Annotated in this window: 17 protein-coding genes; 11 read left to right on the forward strand and 6 right to left on the reverse strand. The window is 70.4% G+C overall.

The features are described 5' to 3' along the window. Nucleotides 1–47: 47 nt before the first annotated feature. Nucleotides 48–1,268 (reverse strand): homoserine O-acetyltransferase MetX, encoded by a 1,221-nt coding sequence (locus tag HMPREF3165_RS10190; protein WP_070513144.1) that lies wholly within the window; start codon nucleotides 1,266–1,268, stop codon nucleotides 48–50. A gap of 11 nt (nucleotides 1,269–1,279) precedes the next feature. After that, nucleotides 1,280–2,698, reverse strand: a complete 1,419-nt coding sequence (locus HMPREF3165_RS10195; protein ID WP_070513147.1) for an O-acetylhomoserine aminocarboxypropyltransferase/cysteine synthase family protein — start codon at nucleotides 2,696–2,698, stop codon at nucleotides 1,280–1,282. 823 nt (nucleotides 2,699–3,521) lie between these two features. Here HMPREF3165_RS10195 and HMPREF3165_RS10200 point away from each other — a divergent pair. Beyond that, entirely contained in the window at nucleotides 3,522–4,919 is a 1,398-nt protein-coding gene (locus HMPREF3165_RS10200) for a C40 family peptidase (RefSeq protein ID WP_083303289.1), read from the forward strand. Between the two features lie 172 nt (nucleotides 4,920–5,091). On the opposite strand, the gene HMPREF3165_RS10205 is transcribed toward HMPREF3165_RS10200, so the two are convergent. Further along, nucleotides 5,092–5,592, reverse strand: coding sequence for an inorganic diphosphatase (locus tag HMPREF3165_RS10205; RefSeq protein ID WP_010614423.1), 501 nt, complete (start codon nucleotides 5,590–5,592; stop codon nucleotides 5,092–5,094). Nucleotides 5,593–5,827: 235 nt separating this feature from the next. Here HMPREF3165_RS10205 and dacB point away from each other — a divergent pair, with 235 nt between their 5' ends. The 9 genes from dacB (at nucleotide 5,828) to HMPREF3165_RS10250 (ending at nucleotide 14,857) form a co-directional block, all read left to right on the forward strand. Next, a complete protein-coding gene (gene dacB / locus HMPREF3165_RS10210) occupies nucleotides 5,828–7,225 on the forward strand; it encodes a D-alanyl-D-alanine carboxypeptidase/D-alanyl-D-alanine endopeptidase (protein ID WP_070513150.1) in 1,398 nt (465 codons plus the stop codon). Nucleotides 7,226–7,306: 81 nt separating this feature from the next. Continuing rightward, nucleotides 7,307–8,545, forward strand: coding sequence for a zinc-dependent metalloprotease (locus HMPREF3165_RS10215; protein ID WP_070513153.1), 1,239 nt, complete (start codon nucleotides 7,307–7,309; stop codon nucleotides 8,543–8,545). 113 nt (nucleotides 8,546–8,658) lie between these two features. Further along, on the forward strand, nucleotides 8,659–9,213 hold the full coding sequence (hpt, locus tag HMPREF3165_RS10220; RefSeq protein ID WP_003789094.1) for a hypoxanthine phosphoribosyltransferase: 555 nt from the start codon (nucleotides 8,659–8,661) through the stop codon (nucleotides 9,211–9,213). A gap of 221 nt (nucleotides 9,214–9,434) precedes the next feature. After that, nucleotides 9,435–10,757: a hypothetical protein gene (locus tag HMPREF3165_RS10225; RefSeq protein WP_083303290.1), complete on the forward strand. Its 1,323-nt coding sequence runs from the start codon at nucleotides 9,435–9,437 to the stop codon at nucleotides 10,755–10,757. Nucleotides 10,758–10,915: 158 nt separating this feature from the next. Then, complete coding sequence (gene ftsH / locus HMPREF3165_RS10230; protein WP_070513159.1) at nucleotides 10,916–12,982, forward strand: ATP-dependent zinc metalloprotease FtsH; 2,067 nt, start codon at nucleotides 10,916–10,918, stop codon at nucleotides 12,980–12,982. Nucleotides 12,983–13,034: 52 nt separating this feature from the next. After that, nucleotides 13,035–13,607: a GTP cyclohydrolase I FolE gene (gene folE / locus HMPREF3165_RS10235; RefSeq protein WP_070513162.1), complete on the forward strand. Its 573-nt coding sequence runs from the start codon at nucleotides 13,035–13,037 to the stop codon at nucleotides 13,605–13,607. 49 nt (nucleotides 13,608–13,656) lie between these two features. Beyond that, nucleotides 13,657–14,067 carry a YvaD family protein gene (locus HMPREF3165_RS10240; RefSeq protein ID WP_070513165.1) on the forward strand — a complete coding sequence of 137 codons (411 nt, stop codon included), beginning with the start codon at nucleotides 13,657–13,659 and terminating at the stop codon, nucleotides 14,065–14,067. 116 nt (nucleotides 14,068–14,183) lie between these two features. After that, on the forward strand, nucleotides 14,184–14,537 hold the full coding sequence (locus HMPREF3165_RS10245) for a DMT family transporter (RefSeq protein ID WP_070513169.1): 354 nt from the start codon (nucleotides 14,184–14,186) through the stop codon (nucleotides 14,535–14,537). Further along, on the forward strand, nucleotides 14,534–14,857 hold the full coding sequence (locus HMPREF3165_RS10250) for a DMT family transporter (RefSeq protein WP_070513172.1): 324 nt from the start codon (nucleotides 14,534–14,536) through the stop codon (nucleotides 14,855–14,857). Before HMPREF3165_RS10245 ends, HMPREF3165_RS10250 begins: the two co-directional genes overlap by 4 nt. Before the next feature lie 356 nt (nucleotides 14,858–15,213). Here the strand turns inward: HMPREF3165_RS10250 and HMPREF3165_RS10255 are convergent, their stop codons facing one another. Then, a complete protein-coding gene (locus HMPREF3165_RS10255; RefSeq protein ID WP_070513173.1) occupies nucleotides 15,214–16,377 on the reverse strand; it encodes a sensor histidine kinase in 1,164 nt (387 codons plus the stop codon). A 271-nt stretch (nucleotides 16,378–16,648) separates the two neighbouring features. Beyond that, nucleotides 16,649–17,845 (reverse strand): sensor histidine kinase, encoded by a 1,197-nt coding sequence (locus HMPREF3165_RS10260; RefSeq protein ID WP_256275269.1) that lies wholly within the window; start codon nucleotides 17,843–17,845, stop codon nucleotides 16,649–16,651. A 68-nt stretch (nucleotides 17,846–17,913) separates the two neighbouring features. Here HMPREF3165_RS10260 and HMPREF3165_RS10265 point away from each other — a divergent pair, with 68 nt between their 5' ends. Beyond that, a complete protein-coding gene (locus HMPREF3165_RS10265; RefSeq protein ID WP_003789125.1) occupies nucleotides 17,914–18,588 on the forward strand; it encodes a response regulator in 675 nt (224 codons plus the stop codon). A 44-nt stretch (nucleotides 18,589–18,632) separates the two neighbouring features. On the opposite strand, the gene HMPREF3165_RS10270 is transcribed toward HMPREF3165_RS10265, so the two are convergent. Next, complete coding sequence (locus tag HMPREF3165_RS10270) at nucleotides 18,633–21,119, reverse strand: FtsX-like permease family protein (RefSeq protein ID WP_070513175.1); 2,487 nt, start codon at nucleotides 21,117–21,119, stop codon at nucleotides 18,633–18,635. Nucleotides 21,120–21,275 lie beyond the last annotated feature (156 nt).

Consider the following 21,275-nt stretch of genomic DNA (forward strand, 5'->3'; position numbering starts at 1 on the left):
GACCCGGAGCCGCGTCGTTTCTGAAGTTTTTGTCGGTTTGTTGGTGTCTATGCGTCGGCCAGGAAGTCGCGCAGGATCGTGTCCATCTGCTCGACCTCGATGAGGAAGCCGTCGTGCCCGTGCAGGGAGCTGATGGTCTCGCGCCTCGCGCCCGGGATGCCGCCGGCCAGCTCCTCGGCCTGGGCGGGCAGGAAGAGCCGGTCGGAGTCCACGTCCACCACGAGCGTACGCGCCTGCACCCTCGCCAGCGCCGCGTCGATGCCGCCGCGCCCCGTGCCGACGTCGTGCACCATCATCGAGTGGGTGACGATGAGGTAGGTGTTGGCGTCGAAGCGCGCCAGCAGCTTGCCGGCGTGGTAGTCCAGGTAGGACTCCACCTGGTAGCGCCCGCCCACCGCCGGGTCCTCCTCGCCCTGGTGGCGCCGCCCGAAGCGCTCGTCGAGCTCGGCGGCGCTGCGGTAGGTCGTGTGGGCCAGCGCCCGCGCCAGCCCCAGCCCCCGCACCGGACCCACCGAGTGGGAGTAGTAGTCGCCGTCGAAGAAGAAGGGGTCGGCCACGATCGCCAGCTCCTGCAGGTGGCACCAGGCCAGCTGGTCGGCGGTCGTTGAGGCGCCGGTGGCCACCAGCGCCAGGTTGCGCACCCGCTGCGGGTGGGTCACCCCCCACTCGATGGCCCGGTGCCCGCCCAGCGAGGCCCCGATGACCAGGTGGAAGACCTCGATCCCCAGGGCGTCGGCCAGGCGCGCCTCGGCCTCGACGGCGTCGCGCGTGGTCAGCCACGGGAAGCGCGACCCCCAGGGGCGCCCGTCCGGCGCCGTCGACGACGGCCCCGTCGAGCCCTGGCAGCCGCCCAGGATGTTGGCGGCCACCACGAAGTAGCGCTCGGTGTCGATGGCCCGCCCGGGCCCCACCAGGTCCGACCACCAACCCGGCGTCGGGTGCCCGGGCCCCGCCTCACCGGTGACGTGGGAGTCGCCGGTGAGCGCGTGCAGCACGAGGACCGCGTTGTCGCGCTGCGGGCTGAGCTCCCCCCAGGTCTCGAAGGCCAGGACCGTGTTGGGCAGGACCTCCCCGGACTCCAGGGGCAGGTCCCCGATCTCCAGGAACCGGCGGTGCCCCGGCTCGTCGCCGGGCCGCCAGGCGCCCGTGGGGGAGCCGGCCTTGCGGTCCACCAGCTTGGAGGAGGCCGTCCCCACGCCGTAGGCGGCCGGCTCGGTCTCGGCGCTGCCGCTGGAGACGGGGTAGGAGGAGGACGTGGTCGCACTCATGACAGACCGCCTCAGGCCCCGGCCGCCGCGCTCGCGTCGCCCGCCCCGACGGCCCGGGCCGCCGCCAGGCCGCGCTCGAGGTCGGCCAGGATGTCGTCGATGTGCTCGATTCCCACGCTCAGGCGCACGGTCCCGGCGCTGATCCCGGCCGCGGCCAGGCCGGCGTCGTCGAGCTGGGAGTGCGTGGTGGTGGCCGGGTGGATCGCCAGGGAGCGCACGTCCCCGATGTTGGCCAGGTTGGAGAACAGACTTAGGGCGTCGATGAAGGCCGCCCCCGCCTCGCGCCCGCCGGCCAGGTCGAAGGTGAGGATCGAGCCCGCCCCTCGCGGACAGTACTTGCGGTGCCGCTCGTAGTAGGGGCTGGAGGTCAGCCCCGAGTAGCGCACCGAGGCGACGTCGTCGCGCCCCTCCAGCCAGGTGGCCACCGCCAGGGCGTTGTCCACGTGCCGCTCCATGCGCAGCGAGAGCGTCTCGATGCCCTGGGCGATGAGGAAGGCCGAGTGCGGTGCCAGCGCGAAGCCGAGGTCGCGCTGGCCCTCGGCGCGCGCCTTGAGGATGAAGGCCAGGTTCGCGCCCAGCGGGCTGCCCACGCCCAGGTCCCTGGCGTAGACCAGGCCGTGGTAGGACTCGTCGGGCGTGTTGAAGCCGGGGAAGCGCTCGGGCTGGGCCGCGAAGTCGAAGCTGCCGGAGTCCACGATCACGCCCGCCACGGAGGAGCCGTGCCCGCCCAGGAACTTCGTCGCCGAGGCCACCACGATGTCGGCGCCCCACTCGAAGGGGCGGGTCAGGAAGGGTGAGGCCACCGTGTTGTCCACGACCAGTGGGATGCCCAGTTCGTGCGCGGCCGCCGCGATCGCCTCGATGTCCAGGATGTCGCCGCGCGGGTTGGGGATCGACTCCCCGAAGAAGGCGACCGTGCGCTCGTCGGCCAGCGCTGCCCAGGCCGCCGGGTCGCCGGTGTCGTCCACGAAGCGCGTCTCGATGCCCAGGCGCGGCAGGGTGTGGGTGAGCAGGTTCGTGGTGCCGCCGTACAGGGAGGGTGAGGCCACGATGTTGTCCCCGGCCCCGCCCAGCGTCAGGAGGGCCAGGGTCGTGGCCGCCTGCCCCGACGACGTCAGCAGCGCCCCGACGCCGCCCTCCAGCGCCGCGATCCGCTGCTCGACGATGTCATTGGTGGGGTTGTTCAGGCGCGTGTAGATCGGGCCGAGGTCGCTCAGGGCGAAGCGGGCGGCCGCCTGCTCGGCTGACTCGAAGACGTAGGAGGAAGTCTGGTAGATCGGGATGGCCCGGGCGTGGGCGGGCTCGGTCAGGGGGTCGTGCCCAGCCTGGACCTGCTTGGTCTCGAAGCGCCAGCCCGCCGGGCTGGTGGGGGAGGGGATCGGTTCCGCGCTCTGGGGGGCGGCCTCGGGGGCGGGGTGCTGGTCGGTCATGAGGGCTCCTTGGTGATTCCCAGTGACCGGCGGCGATGTCAGCGTCACGAACGGTGCCTGCCTCGCGCCGGCGGTTGCGGCGCGGTGGTGGCGGCTGCCCGGGGTCCGCTGGGGCCGGCGTCGGAACCGGCCCGGCAGCAGGAGGGGGCGAGGCGTCGTGGTGCTGAGTCGTCCGCCGTCACCGTGCTGCAACTTCTGCGATGGTGCGGGTGAGGGCGGGGACGCGCACGTGGGCCGACGGCGGCGTGCGCGTCAGCTGCGCATTCGCCCCGTGGTGGGGGTGTCCGGCCGAAGGGCCTCAGGACGACGGAACATGCTCCGACTTTAGCGGTTTCCTCCGCAGGTGGTCCAAACGGGCGTCCGCCATGCGGCTGCGGTGAGGGCTCGGCGCGGGCATGGCGTCGGTCCGGCGCCTTTGCGACGCCCCCGTGCCGCGGGGAGGTGACGGCGCGGTCGACCGCCTTTCCTAAGCGACGATCCGGCCGATTAAACCCATACTGACCTGCACAAACGGTCATTTGTGCCGGATGCCATATCGGTCACAGACATATGACGTCGGCCGCAAGCCCCGTCAATGCAGGCACAACCTGCTAACGACAGCAACGTAAGTTACGATTGTGAATAGTGTGAATTCTGTTTTCAGATGGGACCAAAGCGACTAGTGTGGCTTTGTCGCATCCGGGCTGACGCTGCCTGCCGTCTTCGTCCCCTGATCCGCTCCGCGCCCCCTGATTCCGCGGAACGGATCCCGACGGCGGGCCGGCGTCGGTCCCCGGGTGAGGCGTCATCCTCACGTTCAGCCCCATCACGACGGAGAACCCCTGTGAGCCCGATCCCCTCAAGACGGCACGGACACGGTGTCGTCGCCACCGCAGTGGTGGCCCTGGCATGCACCCTGGCGCCGTCGGTGCTGGCCGACCCCGTGGACCAGAGCGACATTGATCGCTCCAAGGCCTCCGAGCGCTCGACCTCCACCTCCATCGCCTCCCTGGAGGCCCGGCTCGCCCAGGAGAGCAGCAACCTGGAGGAGGCCCAGATCAAGGCTCAGTCCGCCAATGAGGACTACCTGGCCGCCGTCGACGAGCTCAACAAGGCCACCAAGGACGCCCAGACCGCCCAGGCCAATGCCGACTCCGCCGCCTCCAGCACTACGTCGGCCCGCTCCGACCTCGGCTCGATCGTCGTGCAGACCTATCAGGAGAGCGGCAATCCGCTCGACCCGCTCACCCCGTACCTGACCAGCGAGTCGCTGGCGGACCTGGCCGACGCCGACGTCGCCCTGACCCGGGCCGGGGAGAAGAACAACGCCAAGGTCCAGAACGTCGAGGCCCTCGAGGCGGTGGCCACGAGCATGCAGACCATCGCCGACCAGAAGGTCAAGGCCAAGGAGGCCGCTAAGACCTCCGCCGAGACCGCCAAGACCGACGCCGAGACCGCCGCCAACGAGGCCCAGAGCGCTGTCACCACCACCCGCACCAACCGCCAGAACCTCATCACTCAGCTGGCCGCGCAGCGCAACACCACCGTCGAGCTCGAGACGAAGTACCAGAACCAGGTCGAGGCCGAGCGCAAGGCCCGCGAGGAGGCCGCCGCCCAGGCCGCAGCCAAGGCGGCCTCGGAGAAGGCCGCCGCCGACCTCGCCCAGAAGCAGGCCGAGCAGGCCGCCGCCCAGCCTCAGGAGTCGGCCCCCGCTCCCCAGGAGCAGGCGAGCCGGCCCAGCCAGGGCCAGCAGTCCTCGGCCCAGGAACCCGCCACCACCTCCCAGCCGGAGCCCGAGGCTGCCGAAGAGGAGGAGGCCGCACCTGCACCTGCACCCGCACCGGCCCCGGAGCCTGCGCCCGCGCCGTCGCGTTCCGGGAGCGCCGCCTCCACTGCCATCAACGCGGCCATGGGCTACCTCGGCACCCCCTACGTGTGGGCCGGGGAGTCGGCCGCGGGCCTGGACTGCTCCGGGCTGACGATGGTCTCCTACGCGGCCGCCGGCGTGGAGCTCACGCACTCCTCACGCGTGCAGTACGGGGAGGGCTCTCTGGTTCCGCTCGACGCCGCCCAGCCCGGGGACCTCGTCTTCTGGTCCTCCGACGGCAGCCAGTCCGGCATCTACCACGTCGCCATCTACCTGGGTGACGACACGATGATCGAGGCGCCGACCTTCGGCATGACCGTGCGCGTCACCTCCATGCGTTACTCCGGCATCATGCCCTACGCGGTGCGCCTCTAGGACTGGGCGGGCAGTACACGCGCTCTCGGCTACCATCCGCGCCGCTCGTTCCTCGCGGCGCTCCCGCCAGACCCGCAGAGATAGTCAACTGCCTTCGAGCACGTATTCCGCCCGCCCCGAATGCCGGGGCGGGCGGTTCGTCAGTCGCGAGCTATGGGGCGGGCAGTTGACGTCAGTGGCCCTCGCGGGCGACTCGGTCGGCCTCGCGCTGGAAGGACTGGCGGATCTCCTCCTCGGCCTCCTCGCGGCCCACCCAGTGGGCGCCCTCGACGGACTTGCCGGGCTCGAGGTCCTTGTAGACCTCGAAGAAGTGCTGAATCTCCAGGCGGTGGAACTCCGAGACGTCCTCGATGTCGGTACGCCAGGAGGCGCGCTGGTCGGCGCTGGGCACGCACAGGACCTTGTCGTCGCCGCCCTTCTCGTCGCGCATGCGGAACATGCCCAGAGCGCGGCAGCGGATGACGCAGCCGGGGAAGGTCGGCTCCTCCAGCAGGACCAGCGCGTCCAGGGGGTCGCCGTCCTCGCCGAGGGTCCCGTCGATGTAGCCGTAGTCGTCGGGGTAGCGCGTCGAGGTGAAGAGCATGCGGTCCAGGCGGATTCGACCGGTCTCGTGATCGATCTCGTACTTGTTTCGGTTGCCCTTGGGGATCTCAATCGTGACGTCGAACTCCACGGGGAGCCTCCTTCGCTCGTGTCTTCAGCTCGTTGGGCGCTGGAGCGGCACCTGGTGGTCGGCGTCGATCCGGCGGGGCGGGTATTGATGGCACTAGTGTGGCGCACGACAGCGCCTGAGGTCGGTAAACGCGTACTCTGCACGTCGGTGCACGGGTGGCAGTAACCTCCTGGGCGCCCCACCTACTTGATATACAGGCCATCCCAGCCTGTCCACAACCCAGTCCGGAGGACGTATGCGCAAGGTCCAGACCGCTGCCCTGACGGCGGCGAGCCTGCTGGTTTTCAGCGGCTACTACAGCCTGGGCGATGCTCTCGACCTGCTGCCCGGCCCGGTGACGGTCGCCTACGCCGACGTCGCCCCCCGGCCCTTCCCGACGCCGGCCGCCCCCAGCGCCAAGACCGCCGCCCCCTCCGGCCTGGACCAGGGGGCTCCCACGCCCTCCAAGGCTGCCCTGAGCGGCTACATCCAGGGTGTGGTCTCCGACGCCGCCCTGACCGGGGGGAACGTGACGGCCTCCGTCGTCGATATCGCCACCGGCGAGGAGCTGCTGGACCGCTCGGCCGCCTCCGGGGTGACGCCGGCCTCCACCAACAAGGTGCTCACCGCCTGGGCCGCTCTGTCCTCCATGGGTCCGGGCCACACTCTGCAGACTAAGGCCGTCCTGGAGGGGCAGACCCTGACCCTCGTGGGCGGCGGTGATGTGCTGCTGGCCGAGAACGAGGGTGACCCGAGCGCCACGGCCGGCCACGCGGGCCTGGGCGACCTCGCCCGAGCCACCGCCGAGAAGCTCAAGTCGCAGGGGGTGACGTCGGTCTCCCTGCGCCTGGACGACACCCTGTTCACCGGCCCCCAGTGGAACGAGAAGTGGGAGGCCGGCAACGAGCAGTACGTGGCCAAGATCCAGCCGATTATGGTGAATGTCTCGGCCACCCAGAACCAGGGCTACCCGGAGGACCCGGCCATGGAGGCCGCCCAGGCCTTCGCCAAGCACCTGAGCGAGGCCGGCATCACGGTCGACGGCGAGCCGACGCGCGCCGCAGCCTCCGGCAGCGCCCGGGAGGTGGCCTCGGTCTCCTCCGCCCCGCTGTCCGACATCCTCTCTGTGTCGCTCAAGACCTCTGACAACACGATGACCGAGGTCGAGGGGCGGCTCGTGGCTGCGCACGCCAAGGAGACCACCGACTTCGCCGGGGCCTCCAAGGCGGTGCTCGCCCAGCTGAGCAAGGACGGCTTCGACACCTCCGGGGTGACGCTCCTGGACTCCTCCGGGCTGGCCAAGGGCAACAAGGTCCCCGCCAGGCTCCTGACCCAGATCATGACCAAGGCCGCCGGAGGCGAGGGCGGCTCGGCCGGGCGCACCCTCATCGCCGACCTGCCCGTCGGCGCCCTGGACGGCACCCTGGGTAAGCGCCTGCATGACACCGCCGCGGCCGGCACGGTGCGCGCCAAGACCGGCTCGCTGGAGCAGACCGCCTCCCTGGCGGGGGTCGTCACCACCGCCGACGGGCGCCAGCTGGCCTTCGCGGTCATGACCAACGGCTTCTCCACCAACGGCGGTGGGGCAACCGCGGCCGCGGCCGCGATCGACAATCACTTCGTGGCGCCCCTGGCCTCCTGCGGCTGCTCGTAAGGGGCGCGGAGGCGTGTTCGGCGCAGCGGCGACAGGCAGGGGCTCAGGCACCCTGGTGAACTCGGCGAGAAAGGTGTCACGGTGACGACCCAGGGCACAGCGGCGGGACTCGTCGACTGGCGGACGGTGGAGCGCCTGACCGCGCTCATCCCGGCGGGCCCCAGCGCCTCGCGCTCGGCGCGTGCCAGCTCGGTGGCGGTCCTGCGCCGCTCCGCCCAGGAGGCACCGGCCTGGGTCGCCAGGATCACCGGCCTGAACCGGGCGGCCCAGCAGGTCGCCGAGACCACGCGGGTCAGCGTTGTCGACCGGGCCGGGCTCGTGCGCGCCTCCAGTCGGGCGCTGCGCGGCCTCATGGAGCAGGTGCCCGCCCCACCGGCCTCGGAGGCGATCCAGCTCGTCGGGGCCGCCGAGGTTGCCGGGGCGATGAGCCTGCTGGCCACCCGGCTCCTGGGGCAGGTGGTGCCCGCGGCCCCGAGCGGGACCCGCGGTCACGGGGCCGGTAGCGCCGGCCCCGCTCGCCCCGTCGGTGGGAGGGACGGCGAGGGGGACGACGTCGTGACGCCCGGCACCGCGCCGGCCCGTGAGGCGACGACGGGCGCTGGCGGGCAGGAGACGGCACCACCGCACCTGCTGCTCGTAGCCCCCAACGTGCTGGCGGTGCGCCGCCAGATGGACCTGGACATGCTCGACCTGCCCGCCTGGGTCTGCCTGCACGAGATGACCCACGCCGTCCAGCTGGCCGCCGCGCCCTGGCTTGGCCCTTACCTGTCGGACTCCATGCGCATGGTGATCGGCGCCGTCGTCGAGGCCGCATACGGCAGTGCCAACGGTGCCCGAAGCGCCGGCGGCGGGAGTCGGCAGGAGCGGGGGAGTCGGCCGCGGCGGGGCCGGGCGGTGCGTCTTGCGGCGCGCGCCGGCCGAGGGCGGGTGCTCGAGGGTCTGATGAACGTCACGGACCGCGCCGAGGTCGCCTCCCTGGCGGCCGCGCTCACCTTCCTGGAGGGGCACGCCGAGGTGGTCCTCGATGACGTGCACCCCAACCGGATGCCCTCGGTCCACCGGCTCCGGGCCGTGCTCTCGCGCAGCCGCGCGGCCGACGGTGGCATCGGCCCCGGGCCCGGATTGGGTTCGCTCCTACTGCACCGGCTCATGGGCCTGGAGGCCAAGGAGGCCCAGTACGCCGACGGCGCCGCCTTCGTGCGCAGCGTCGTGACCCGCATCGGGCACGAGGGGCTCAACGCCGTGTGGGCCGATCCCGAGCTGCTGCCCACGCCGGCTGAGCTCGCCCGACCCGACGTGTGGGTACGTCGCGTCAGCTGACGTGTCAGGCCGGGGCCCGTTGTGGCAGGCTTATGGCGTCGGCGCGGACCGGTGGCCTCCCCGGCCCCGGTGAGCCCGCGCAGCCATGACGACACATGAGGAAGGCAGGGCGTATGGACGCCACGGACATGGGATCGGACCTTCAGCAGGTTCTCATCACCGAGGAGCAGATCGGGCAGCGCCTCGATGAGATGGCCGCGCAGATCGACGCGGACTATGCGGGCCGTGACCCTCTGCTCGTCGGCGTGCTCAAGGGGGCCGTCTACGTCATGGCGGACCTGTCGCGCCGGCTGCACATGAGCGCCCCGATGGACTGGATGGCGGTGTCCTCCTACGGCTCGGGCACCAAGTCCTCCGGCGTGGTGCGCATCCTCAAGGACCTGGACACCGACGTCACCGACCGGCACATCCTCATCGTTGAGGACGTCATCGACTCCGGTCTGACCCTGTCCTGGCTGGTGGGCAACCTGTCCTCGCGCGGCGCGGCCTCGGTGGAGATCGCCACGCTGCTGCGCAAGCCCGACGCCGCCAAGGTCGAGGTGGACGTCAAGTACGTCGGCTTCGATATTCCTACGGAGTTCGTTGTCGGCTACGGGCTGGACTACGCCGAGCGGTACCGCAACCTGCCGTTCATCGGTACGCTGCGCCCTGAGGTCTACGGGGGCTGACTGATCCAGGTCAACCTTGACGCAACCTGGGGGGCAGACGGAAAAATAACGGGATGTGGCGCCTGGGCGCCGTCGTCGGACGGTGGTCAAGGGGCCCCGGAACTGCGATCTTCCCCCTTTTCAAGGTGGTCGGAGTCGCGTACGTTACGTTAAGATAACAACTGTAGGTCGCCGGTGGATGCCCTCTTCCGGCGGGTGACGTGGAAGGACTGTTGGTAACAGTGAAGAAGACTGTGCGTCGACGCGCCCCGAGGCTAGTCGGCCTCGCCGGCGCGGTGGTGCTGTCGTCCTCGCTGAGCTTCCCCATGACGGCTCCGGTGGCGGCCGAGCCGACCTCCGGTGGCACATTTAATACGGTCGCTGAGATGGCGCAGGTCAGCGGGGCTTCCGGCACCCTGACCACCCTCGGTGACGAGGCGCCCGGCGACGGCGGTGGCCTGACCTACGACGTGCAGAGCACGAGTCCCGAGGGTGCGCTGGGTGCCGTCTCGGTCCTGCTGGCCGATGGTCAGTGGGCCGTGCCGCAGGGGTTCCCGGCCTTCCCGAGTGCTGCCGCGGACGGTGCCGCCGCCAACGACGTCGTGACCCGGACCCAGTCCTTCGTCAACGCCGGAGGGTCCCTGGCGTCGGATGCGTCGCGGCCCACGCCGCTGTCGGGCGCGAACGTGCGTGCCAGCGGCTCCGCCCCGTACGCGATCACCTCCTCCGCGCTGGTGGGCATGGTCCTCTCCGGCTGGGACTACTCGCACACCACGTATGCGGCGGACCAGAACACCCAGGTCGGCTACCGGGCCGACGTCGGCCAGGACCTCTCCGGGAGCTGGAAGCCGGACGACCTGGCCGGCTGGTTCCACTCCCAGGGGCGTCTGTGGCTGAACACGGACGGCTCGATCAGCCCCGGGGACATTGTCTTCTTCTCCAACCCCTTGCCCGGGGGGCAGGGCGAGTCCGGCTCTGCTCCCGCCCAGTCCACAGTGTTCGGGAACGTCTACGACGTCGGCATCTACGTGGGCAACAACCAGGTGGTGCGGGCCTCGACCGGCACCGCCCAGGCGCAGACCCTGGACGCGCAGACGATGGCCGAGGTGGCTCTGGTGGCGCGCCCGCAGTGGTCCGCCCCCGCTGGTCGCGCGCCCGCGCCGGCGGATCAGCAGCGCGCCGGCGCTGGTGGCGGCAGTGCGGGTGCCGGGGGTGGCGCTGCGACGCCGGCCCCGGAGGCCTCGGCGTCGGCCTCGTCCCAAGCGAAGCCTCAGCAGGGCCCGGCTGCGGGGGCCCCGTCCTCCAACGGCGGCTCAGTGCCGGACGGCGCGAGCGCCGGCTCGCAGTCCTCGAGCGGGGCTGGGAGCAGCGACCACAACGAGGTCGTGGTGGGTGCTGGTAGCAGCCAGGACGCGAAGGGGCGCACGAGCGCCGCTGAGCGGCCTTCGGCCCAGAGTGTGCGGGAGCGGTGGCTGCCGGTGACGGGTGTGGCGATCGGCGTGCTGTCCGTGGCGGCGATCCTGCTGTCTGCCGGCCTCATCGTCCTGCGCCTGCGCCGCGCCTGAAGCGGGGCGGCGCGCGGCGCGCGGGGCGGCTTGGTCGGCCCGCTCGGCCGGATCTTCCCGGCCACGCCCGGCGCGAACGTGAGCAAGCGCAATGGGACCTTTGCCGTGCTATCCGCTAACGTCTGAGGAATCAGTATGTTGAAGGGACCTACCGCACGATGAAAGATTCTGGGCGCGAGCCCGGCCGCAAGGACTCGGGGAAGCCGGGCAAGGCCGGTAAGAACGACCGCAACAAGCGCGACCGCAAGCTCCGCGACACCCTGGGCAACCCGTTCCTGTGGTTGGTGCCCTTCCTCCTGGTCGTCATCCTCGGCTGGGCCGTCTTCTCCTCGATGTTCGGCTACCGCACCATCGACACCTCCGACGGCCTGACGCTCCTGCGGGACAAGCCGGACACGATCAAGTCGATCACCGTCGTCGACGGCAACCAGCGCGTCGAGCTGGACCTCACCACCACCTACGTCCAGCCCAAGAAGAAGGGCATCGAGTCACGCCCGGTGGGCAAGAAGGTCGAGTTCTCCTACACCGACGCCCAGGCCGAGCAGGTCGACCGCCTCGTGCAGGCCGCCGCCCCCAAGGAGGGCTTCAACTCCGTGGTGCCCACCACCAGCTGGTGGTCCTCCCTCATCCAGCTGCTCGTCCCCGCCCTGCTGCTGGGCGGCTTCATGTGGTGGATGCTGAGCCGCATGGGCGGCGGGCGCGGCGGCGCCATGGGCTTCGGCCGCTCCAAGGCGAAAGTCGGCTCCAAGGAGATGCCCGACGTCACCTTCGACGACGTCGCCGGCGAGGACGAGGCCGTCGAGGAGCTCGAGGAGATCCGCGAGTTCCTCTCCGAGCCTGAGAAGTTCCGCGCCGTCGGCGCCAAGATCCCTAAGGGCGTCCTCCTCTACGGCCCGCCCGGAACCGGTAAGACCCTCCTGGCCAAGGCCGTCGCCGGTGAGGCCGGCGTGCCCTTCTTCTCCATGGCCGCCTCCGAGTTCGTCGAGATGTTCGTCGGCGTGGGCGCCTCGCGCGTGCGCGACCTGTTCGACCAGGCCAAGGAGAACGCCCCCGCCATCATCTTCGTCGACGAGATCGACGCCGTCGGCCGCCACCGCGGCTCGGGAACCGGTGGCGGGCACGACGAGCGCGAGCAGACCCTCAACCAGCTCCTCGTCGAGATGGACGGCTTCGACGCCAACACCAACGTCATCCTCATCGCCGCCACCAACCGCCCCGACGTCCTGGACCCGGCCCTTCTGCGCCCGGGCCGCTTCGACCGGCAGGTCAGCGTCGAGGCCCCCGACATGGCCGGTCGTGCCGCCATCCTCAAGGTCCACGCCCAGGGCAAGCCCCTCAACGACGACGTCGACCTCGAGCTCGTGGCCAAGCGGACCCCCGGCTTCACCGGCGCAGACCTGGCCAACGTCCTCAACGAGGCCGCCCTGCTCACCGCCCGCTCCAACGCCCACCTTATCGACAACCGGGCCCTGGACGAGGCCATCGACCGCGTCATCGCCGGCCCGCAGAAGCGCACCCGCGTCATGCGCGACCACGAGAAGCGCGTCACCGCCTACCACGAGGCCGGCCACGCACTGTGCGCGGCCGCCGGCGCCTACTCCGACCCGGTCACCAAGGTGACGATCCTGCCGCGCGGGCGCGCCCTGGGCTACACGCAGGTCATGCCCCAGGACGACAAGTACTCCACCACCCGCAACGAGCTGCTCGACCAGCTCGTCTACGCCATGGGTGGGCGGGCCGCCGAGGAGATCGTCTTCCGCGACCCCACCACCGGCGCCTCCAACGACATCGAGAAGGCCACCGCCACGGCCCGCAAGATGGTCACCGACTACGGCATGACCAGCGCCGTCGGCGCCGTCAAGCTCGGCACCACCGAGAGTGAGACGGTCCTGGGGCTCAACGCCACCAGCCGCGACTTCTCCGAGCAGGTCGCCGCCACCGTCGACACCGAGGTCCGCAACCTGCTGGACGCCGCCCACCGGGAGGCCTGGGAGATCCTCACCCGCAACCGCGCCGTGCTTGACCAGCTCGCCGAGGAGCTCCTCACCCGCGAGACGCTCCTGGAGAAGGACCTGGAGAGGATCTTCGAGGGCGTCATCAAGCAGCCCGAGCGGCCCCTGTGGCGCAGCGACGAGTCGCTGCCCGTCGTCGAGGCCGCCTCCGCCCCTGGCGGTGAGTCCGACGACTCCCACAACAGCGACGACTTCTGGGGCTACAACCATTGAGCCGGCCCGGGCCCAGGCGGGCCCGGCAGGCGCAGAGAGACAGAGGCTGACCATGAGCTATGACGCCGAGGGCGTGCGGCGGGCGGTGCACGACCTGCTCGTCGCCATCGGGGAGGACCCCGAGCGCGACGGGCTGCGTGACACCCCCGAGCGCATGGCGCGCGCCTACGCGGAGATGTTCGCCGGCCTCGACCAGGACCCGGCCGAGCACGTCGAGCGGGTCTTCGACGTCGGGCACGAGGAGATGGTCCTCGTGCGCGACATCCCCATGTACTCGGTGTGCGAGCACCACCTGCTGCCCTTCCACGGGTCGGCGCACGTGGGCTACATCCCCAGCGAGGACGGGCGCGTCACCGGCCTGTCCAAGGTGGCGCGCCTCGTGGACGGCTACGCCCGGCGCCCCCAGGTCCAGGAGCGGCTCACCCGGCAGATCGCCGACGCCCTCGTCGAGCGCCTCCAGTGTCGGGGAGTGCTCGTGGTGGTCGAGGCCGAGCACCTGTGCATGTCGATGCGGGGCGTGCGCAAGCCCGGCTCCAACACGGTCACCTCTGCCGTGCGCGGCATCATGCGCAACGCCGCCACCCGCTCCGAGGCCATGAGCCTGGTCCTGGGCCGGCGGTCCTGAGGGCTGGTCGGGCCTCGACACCGGGGAGGACCGGTGAAATAGTGGGGCGATGAGTCCCACGTACAAGAGGCTGCTGGTGGCCGTCGATGCCGGGCTGCTGCTCTACTGGGCGGCCGTCTTCCTCAATCTCATTCCCGAGCACCTGCGTTTCAAGGACTACTCCAACCAGGTCATTCAGGCCTGGAACTGGTCCTTCTTCCCACTCGACGTGGCCGCCGCGCTGACTGTCTTCCTCGGCGCCCACCTGACGCGGGTGGGAAGCAGGATCGGGGACCTGGTGCTGACGGTCGGGCTCATACTCACCTTCTGCGCCGGGTTCATGGCGATCTCCTTCTGGTCCTTCTACCGCGACTTCGACCCGCTGTGGTGGGGACCCAACGTCCTGCTCATGATCGTCCCGGCGCTCGCCTTCGGCTCCATGGTCTGCCAGCGGCTCGAGGCCGCGGAGAACCGGGCGTGACGGTCAGGGACGTGCTCTGCCCGTCGACGTGGGGGAGCGCATGCCGCTCAGGCACGCCCACAGGCCGGACCGTGCTCGGTGCGCTGAAGGATCGCGCGGGGGCTACGGGCCACGGCGTGTGCGCCTGGCCGGCTCTCGGAGGCGCCATCATCTCCGAGGTGTCGGCGACCCTCGCCCTGCGCCAGGCCCTGAACCAGCCGGGCTTCTACGTCATGGTTGGGATCGGTTACGCGTTGGCCTTCATCCTCCTGTCGCTGACGCTCAAGGCCGGTATGCCGCTCGGTGTCGCCTACGGACTCTGGGGCGCCCTGGGCGTGGCGCTGACCGCCGTGCTGTCCATGCTTGTCTTCGGCGAGCCGATCACGGTGCTCGTCGCCCTCGGCATCGCGCTCATCATGGCCGGGGTGCTCCTCGTGGAGGTCGGGGCGCAGCGCGCAAGCACGCAGGACAAGGACGGCGAGGCGTCATGAGCGGTCTCTACCTGGTGGCAGCCATCGCCTCCGAGACCACCGGCACACTCTCGCTCAAGCTCGCCTCCGACGGCAGAGGACTGCGATGGTACGGCCTCGTCATGGCCGGCTACCTGGGGGCCTTCGCCCTGTTGACCCTGGCCCTCAAGGAGGGGATGGCGCTCGGTGTTGCCTACGGGATCTGGTCGGCCGGGGGAGTGGCCGTCACAGCAATCGCCTCACGGTTCCTCTTCGGTGAGCCGCTGACCCGCACCATGGTGGCCGGCATCGCGCTCATCATGGCCGGGGTGCTCCTCGTCGAGCTCGGCAGCGCGCACTGACAACGCACCGGAGGTGATCGCGGGCCAGAATGTCCAAAATGGTGACAAAGGACCGCCAGCGCTCCTTGGCCGTCCATATGAACCGCGGAATCATGCGGTTCTCCTTCGTCAGCGTGGGTCCGCTCCGAGCCTTTGTGTCCGATGTGGACACGATCGGCTCGTTCCCGTCCCGCGCGGACCGGCCGAGCGGCCCTCGTGAGGGACGGGGTGTGGGCAGAAGGCTCTCGGCCGGGGACATTCGACATCGACGGGTGCAGTCCACGCGCTTGGGGACAGGACGACCGTCCCCGAACGCGTGACATGTCCCCGGCTGGAGCGGTTGGCACCCGGCCGCGCAGAATGTCCCCGCCGGTGCCTCAGTCGATGGGCATTGGGGATATGGGTTGGAGCGGTATGGAGAAGATGGCGGTCCAGCGGTCGTTGGTGTGGGTGATGTGGAGGGAGCCGCCGAGGGACTCGATGCGTTGCCTGGCCTGAATAAGGCCGAGCTGGGATGAGGTGGCGGTGCTGGTGGCCTGGCCGGGGTCGATGGGGTTGGTGCACATGCACTCGAGGGTGTTGTCGTCGGCCTCGATGGTGAGGGTGGCGGTGCTGGACGGGGGTGTGTACTTGGCGGCGTTGTTGATGAGCTCGGCGATGATGCGTACGAGCTGTTGGCGGACGCCCGGGCCGATGCTGGGGTTGTCGAGCAGGTCGGTGCCCTGGGTGGTGAGGTGGGCGTCTCGGTGTGTGAGGGCTTCCCGGGCGGTGCGGATGGTGTCAGTCAGGGGTGGTGGGGGTGAGGCGGCCAGCAGAAGGAGGGAGTCGTCTCCTTCGGCGGCACTCATGGCTTTGAGGCTGCGTCGTAGCTGTTCGACGGCGGTGCGCACGGGGGTGATGATGGCTCCGAGCTCTTGGTTGAGGCGGGTGTTGTGGGGGTCGGCCAGGCGGGCTTGCTCGGCGATCATGACGGCGTGGCTGAGATCGCGTACGACGGTGTCGTGGAGCTCGGAGACGACCAGGCGCCGTTGCTGGTCGAGCTTGCGCCGGCGCTCCTGCTCGGCGACGTTGGCCTGGAGGCGGTGATGGCGGACAACCTCACCGATCACAGCACAAGGAACACCGATGATGAGCGTTTGGAGTAGCCCTTGAGACCATGCGGATGCGTGTGAGAAGTGGATCAGTGCCGTTGCGAAGGCGAGGACGTAGATCATGTCGCGTCGGAGGCCCCGGCCCAGAAGCATGATGCAAAGCCCCCAGGGCAGTAGCAAGGCTACAGTTCCTAAATCGTACGGGGAACTGGCGGTGAACCAGGCGATGGCCAGGCTTGCGGCTGCTCCCGCGGCGGGAAGCCGGGATGCCAGGGGTAGGCAGGCCAGGCTCAGGGCAGTGACCAGGAGCGCGGGGGCAGTGAGGGGAACGTTTGCGGACACCGGTGAGATGGCGAGGAGGAAGACGGCAACTCCTGCGTGGAGCAGGTGAGTGCGTCGCGTGGGGTGCCACGTGAAGGATGCCTGAGTGTCGAAAGCGGGGAAAGGCATGTTGGCCACTCTCTTGTTGCCGGGATATCGGGAGATGGATTCTGAGGCGGAGGACGACTGGATGACGGAGGCCAGCTGTCGATGGTGTTGACGGTGCCGACGACTGGTTGTGTCGTGCGGGGCTTAATCGGCGCCATCTCAGGTGGCAGGATGCGAGCGCCGGTTACGCAACCTCATCCGACACATCCGGCCTGCGACGCCGGGCGAGTTGTGTGTCCGGGCCGCGACGCCGGGCGAGTCGTGTGTCCGGCCCGCGGCGCCGGGCGGCCTTTCAGGACACTGCCTGGAAGGGGACACTGAAGACCGTGGTCCAGCGGCCCTCGCCCTGGCTCACGCTCAGGCTGCCGCCCAGGGCCTCCACGCGGCGCCGGGCTCCCTCCAGGCCCAGGCCCGAGGAGAAGGCGTCGTAGCCCGGTACGCCACTGCCCGGTGCGCCGGCGCCCGCCCACACGCCGCTCACCTGCCCCGGGAGACCGACGTCGTTGCTCGCCATCGCCTCCAGGGAGCGTCCGTCGGACTCGATGATCAGCCTCGCTCGCCCCTGCGGAGCCGTGTATTTGGACATGTTCGACACCAGCTCGCCCAGCACCCGCAGCAGCTGGAGGCGCACGCCCGGCGGAATCACCGGGATCCCGAGCAGCTCCAGGCCCTCGACCTCCAGGTGCGCCCCCCGCTGCCCCAGGATGGCCGCAGCATCGGCGATCACCGCCTCCAGGGGGCGCGGCGCAGAGGTCGCCTCGATATCCAGTCGCTCACCCCCGCGGATATCACTCATGGCGCGCAGCGCGTGCCGCATCTGCTCCACCGCCGCGCGCACCGCCGTCGTCATCGCGTCCAGCTCGGGCGCCAGCGCCGCGTCCTGGGGATGCGCGAGCCGGGCCTGCTCGGCCGTCATCACCGCGTGGGTCAGGTCCCGCACCACCGTGTCATGCAGCTCGGTGACCACCAGGAGACGCTGGCGCTCCATGCTCTCGCGGTAGGTGTGCAAGGAGCGCTCGGCCTGGTCGCGCGGGCTGCGGATGAGCTCGGCCAGAGTGATGGCCCCGCCCCCGACCACAACCCACCACGCCAGCAGCGAGACCCAGCCCTCACTGGTCTCGCCCCACCGGGCGTCGGCGATCGAGAGCACGAGCGAGAAGACCACCAGGCTGTAGGCGGGCATCCGCGGAAAACCGCGCGCCACGAGGACCGCCGTGCACAGCCAGGGAATGATGCCTGGGGAGATGGGCACATCAGTCATCATCAATGTGCCGGCCCACGCCATCGCGCTGCCCAGCAGGGCCCCCGGCCAGGGGAAGCGGCTGCACAGCGCCAGCGCCAGGCCCCCGACGACCTCGAAGACGATCATGGACGTGTACAGCGGCCACGCCGCCGTGACCGAGAACAGAGTAATCAGCGCGGCCAGGAAGGCGTGCGCCAGGTGCAGCCGCCAGGTCGGCCGCCACGTCGTGTACCGCGTGGGCTGCATCAGATTCGCCGCAACAACTGACACCATCTCACCACCTTCCCCTGAGCTGATCCGGATAATATCCCTCCATGACGGTTCCCAACGTGACTGATGCTCCGGCTGCTCCCTCGCAGGTCCTGCGCGTGGCCATCGTCGATGACGACCCCTTCGTCCTCCAGGCACTGCGGGCCTACCTCAGTTCCGACGAGCGCATCGAGGTGACCAGCACCTTCTCCCGCGCCGCCGACGCCCTGGCCTTCCTCCACAAGATCCGCGTGGACGTCCTGCTCACCGACGTGCGCATGCCTGAGATGGACGGCCTGGAGCTGCTCACCCGGGTGCGCCGCCAGTGGCCCCGCACGGCCGTCGTCGTGCTGACCTCCTTCGACGACGACGAGGCGATGGTGGCTGCGCTGGCCCAGCACGCCAACGGCTTCCTGCTCAAGGACGCGTCGCCCGAGGAGATCATCCGCGCCGTCATCGCCGCCAGCGCGGGCGGGACCACGATCTCCCCGGCCGCCACCTCCCGGCTCGTCACCCGCCACCTGCGCTCCCCGCAGACGGCCCAGGCCCCCGACGTCACCGAGGCCGAGCAGGCGGTCCTCACCCTTCTGTGCGAGGGCTACTCCAATGCCGAGATCGCCGAGCAGCTCGTCGTCGCCGAGTCCACGGTCAAGACCCACGTCTCTCACCTCATGAAGAAGTACGACGTCCCGTCCCGACTCAAACTCGTCGTCGCCGTCCACAAGACCCAGGGGGCCTGAGTCCGCCGTCCCGATCACTGGAGCAGCCCTCACCGCCGGTCTCCTCACTCCTCGGACAGGGCCCTGACCGGCGGCACCGAGGCGGCCCGGCCGGCCGGGCGCACCGAGGCCACCAGGCCCACGGCCAGCGTCACGGCGAACAGGGCGAGCAGCCAGAGGGAGGGGACGTGCACCGTCATGCCCTCGGCGGACTTGGCCATCGCGAGCGTTTCGGAGACGCCCAGCGCCGTCCCCACGAGGAGCCCCAGGCCCCCACCCACGGCCGCCACGAGGACCCCCTCGGTGACGATGAGGCGGCGGATCTCCTTGCGTGAGCTGCCGGTGGCGCGCAGCACCCCGATCTCGCGGACCCGCTCCAGGACCGAGACGTCCGTGATGTTGGCCAGCCCGGACAGGGCGATGACCAGGGCGGCCCCCAGCACCAGGCAGACGATGAGGGCCATCTTCATGATCTGGGCCGACATCAGCTCGACACCGGCGGCATTCCCGCTCACCATGAGCTCCTGGCCCCGGACCGCGGCATGGAGGGCGTGCTCGGTGGCCGGCGTCATGGTGCTTCCGGTGGAGCGCACCCACATGGTGGTGTCGGTGGGGGCGTCCCCGTTGAGGCGCTGCGCCGTCGCCGGGGTGATGACACCGCCCCAGCCCTCGCGAACGCGGGCCGTCAGCTCGACGCTGCCGGCGGCGCCGGTCAGGGTCACCTTGGAACCGTCCGGAATGTCGTAGAGCTCGCCCACGATGAGGGTGCCGTCATCAAGGTCCTCCAGGCCGCTCGTCGTGCGCACTATGGGGGCGATGGCCTTGGTGTCGATGACGTCGACGACGATGTTCTTGGTCTGTCCGTCCACGGCCTGAGTCAGCTCGAGCGTCGGGACGTAGGTGACGTCCTGGACGCCGTCGACCGCCTTGATCTGCTGGGTCAGGCGCGTGGTATCGGTCTGCGGCGTGACCCCGAAGACTCGGGCGTCCACGGGGGAGCTGTGGCCGAGGATGCTCTCGAAGGAGGCGTTCAGGGAGGACAGGCCCACGAAGAGCGCCGACCCCACCAGGACGCAGACGAAGAGCGTGGCGGCGGCCGCGGCGGATCGGCCGGAGTTGCGGGCCAGGTTGCGCGTGGCCAGGTGCAGCACCGGCAGCCGCGTGCCGCTGCTGACACGGCCGATGAGGCCAACGATGGCGGTCACCAGAGCCGGCAGACCGAGGACCGTGCCGAGGACGACGACGGCGCTGCCGCCGGCGGTGACGTAGATGTCGGAGATCTGAATGCCGAGGGCGATCACGGCCGCGCCGGCGCCGGCGACGAGGACCCCGGCGACGGCCGCCCACACCCTGGCGTGGCCGGCCTGCTTGACGCTGGCCACCTGCCCGGTCAGGGCCACAAGCGGAGAGATGCGGGTGGCCTTGCGGGCCGGGCGCAGGACCGCGATGAGGGTGACCAGCGTGCCCAGGGCGATGGTCAGGGCCAGCGACACCGGGGAGATGGTCAGCTGATCGGCCTCGAGGTCCGCGAAGCGCCCCGAGGAGATGACGGCGGCGGCGATCCCGGTTCCCGCGGCCGTGCCCAGGACGGACCCGAGCAGGCCGGTGATGAGCCCGGTGCGCAGGACGGCGAGCATCACCTGACGGCGGGTGGTGCCGATGCAGCGCATGAGCCCGATCGTGCGCGTCTGGCGCGCCACGAGGGTGCTGAAGGTGGTGGCGATGACGATGACGGCGACCATCGCGCACACCGGTGCCAGGATGTTGAGGATGGCGGCGATCATCGTGCCGCCCTGCTGGTTCTCGGAGCGCTGGGAGATGACGGTCTCCCTGTCCTGAACCAAGGCGTGGGGCTGGACGGCGTGGGCCGTCTGCTCCACCGCGGACGTCAAGGCGGCGGTGTCGGTTCCCGGCTTCGCGGTGACGTAGAGCTGGTGGTAGCTGGTGTTGGCTCCCATCGCCTTGAGCTGGTCGGTGGTGGCGTAGACCGCTCCGATTCCCTCCACCTCGGTGTCGGGACCGGGGGAGACGATGCCGACGACCGTGGGTGCGCTGTGCGGAGCCTCGGCGTTGTCATCGGCGTCGTTCGTGGTGAGGCGGATCGTGTTGCCGACGCTGAGGCCCTGCTGCTCGGCCAGTAGCGTGCTGATGGCGACCTCACCGGAGGCGGTGGGCAGGCGGCCGCTGCTCAGCGTGGTGAACCGGCTGAGGGTCGGAACGTCCTGCGCGCTGACGGCGATGTGGGTGGCATTGCGCAGCTGCTTGGGCAGGTCGAGGACGAGGACGCTCCAGTGGCGGCCCCGCACGGAGGCGACCCCGTCGAGGGCGGAGATCTTCTTGACAAGGGAGTCGTCGAGAGGGCCTTCCGTGCTGTTCGCCCGACGACCTTCCTGTACGACGACGCTCGCGTCCCCCACGGACAGGCGCGCGCCGGTCTGCATCTGGGTGCGGGCGGAGTCGGAGATGATGAAGGCGAAGGCGATGAGGGCGGCGCTCATGGCCACGGCCACGAGGGCGGCGGCGGTTCGCCGGAGGTCGAGCAGCGAGGGCATCAGCGGGCCTCCGTCCGGGGAGTCGGGCAAGTGGTGGTGGGGCCGGGTACCGGACCGGAAGCCGGAGCCGGACCAGAAGCCGGAGCCGGACCGGAAGCGGGGGAGAGGCCCGCGGCGCGATGCGCACCGGGCGCGGCGGCCGGGGCCGCGTGGCCG

This window comes from Actinomyces sp. HMSC08A09 (genome assembly GCF_001807465.1).
GTDB classification, from domain to species: Bacteria; Actinomycetota; Actinomycetes; order Actinomycetales; family Actinomycetaceae; genus Actinomyces; species Actinomyces oris.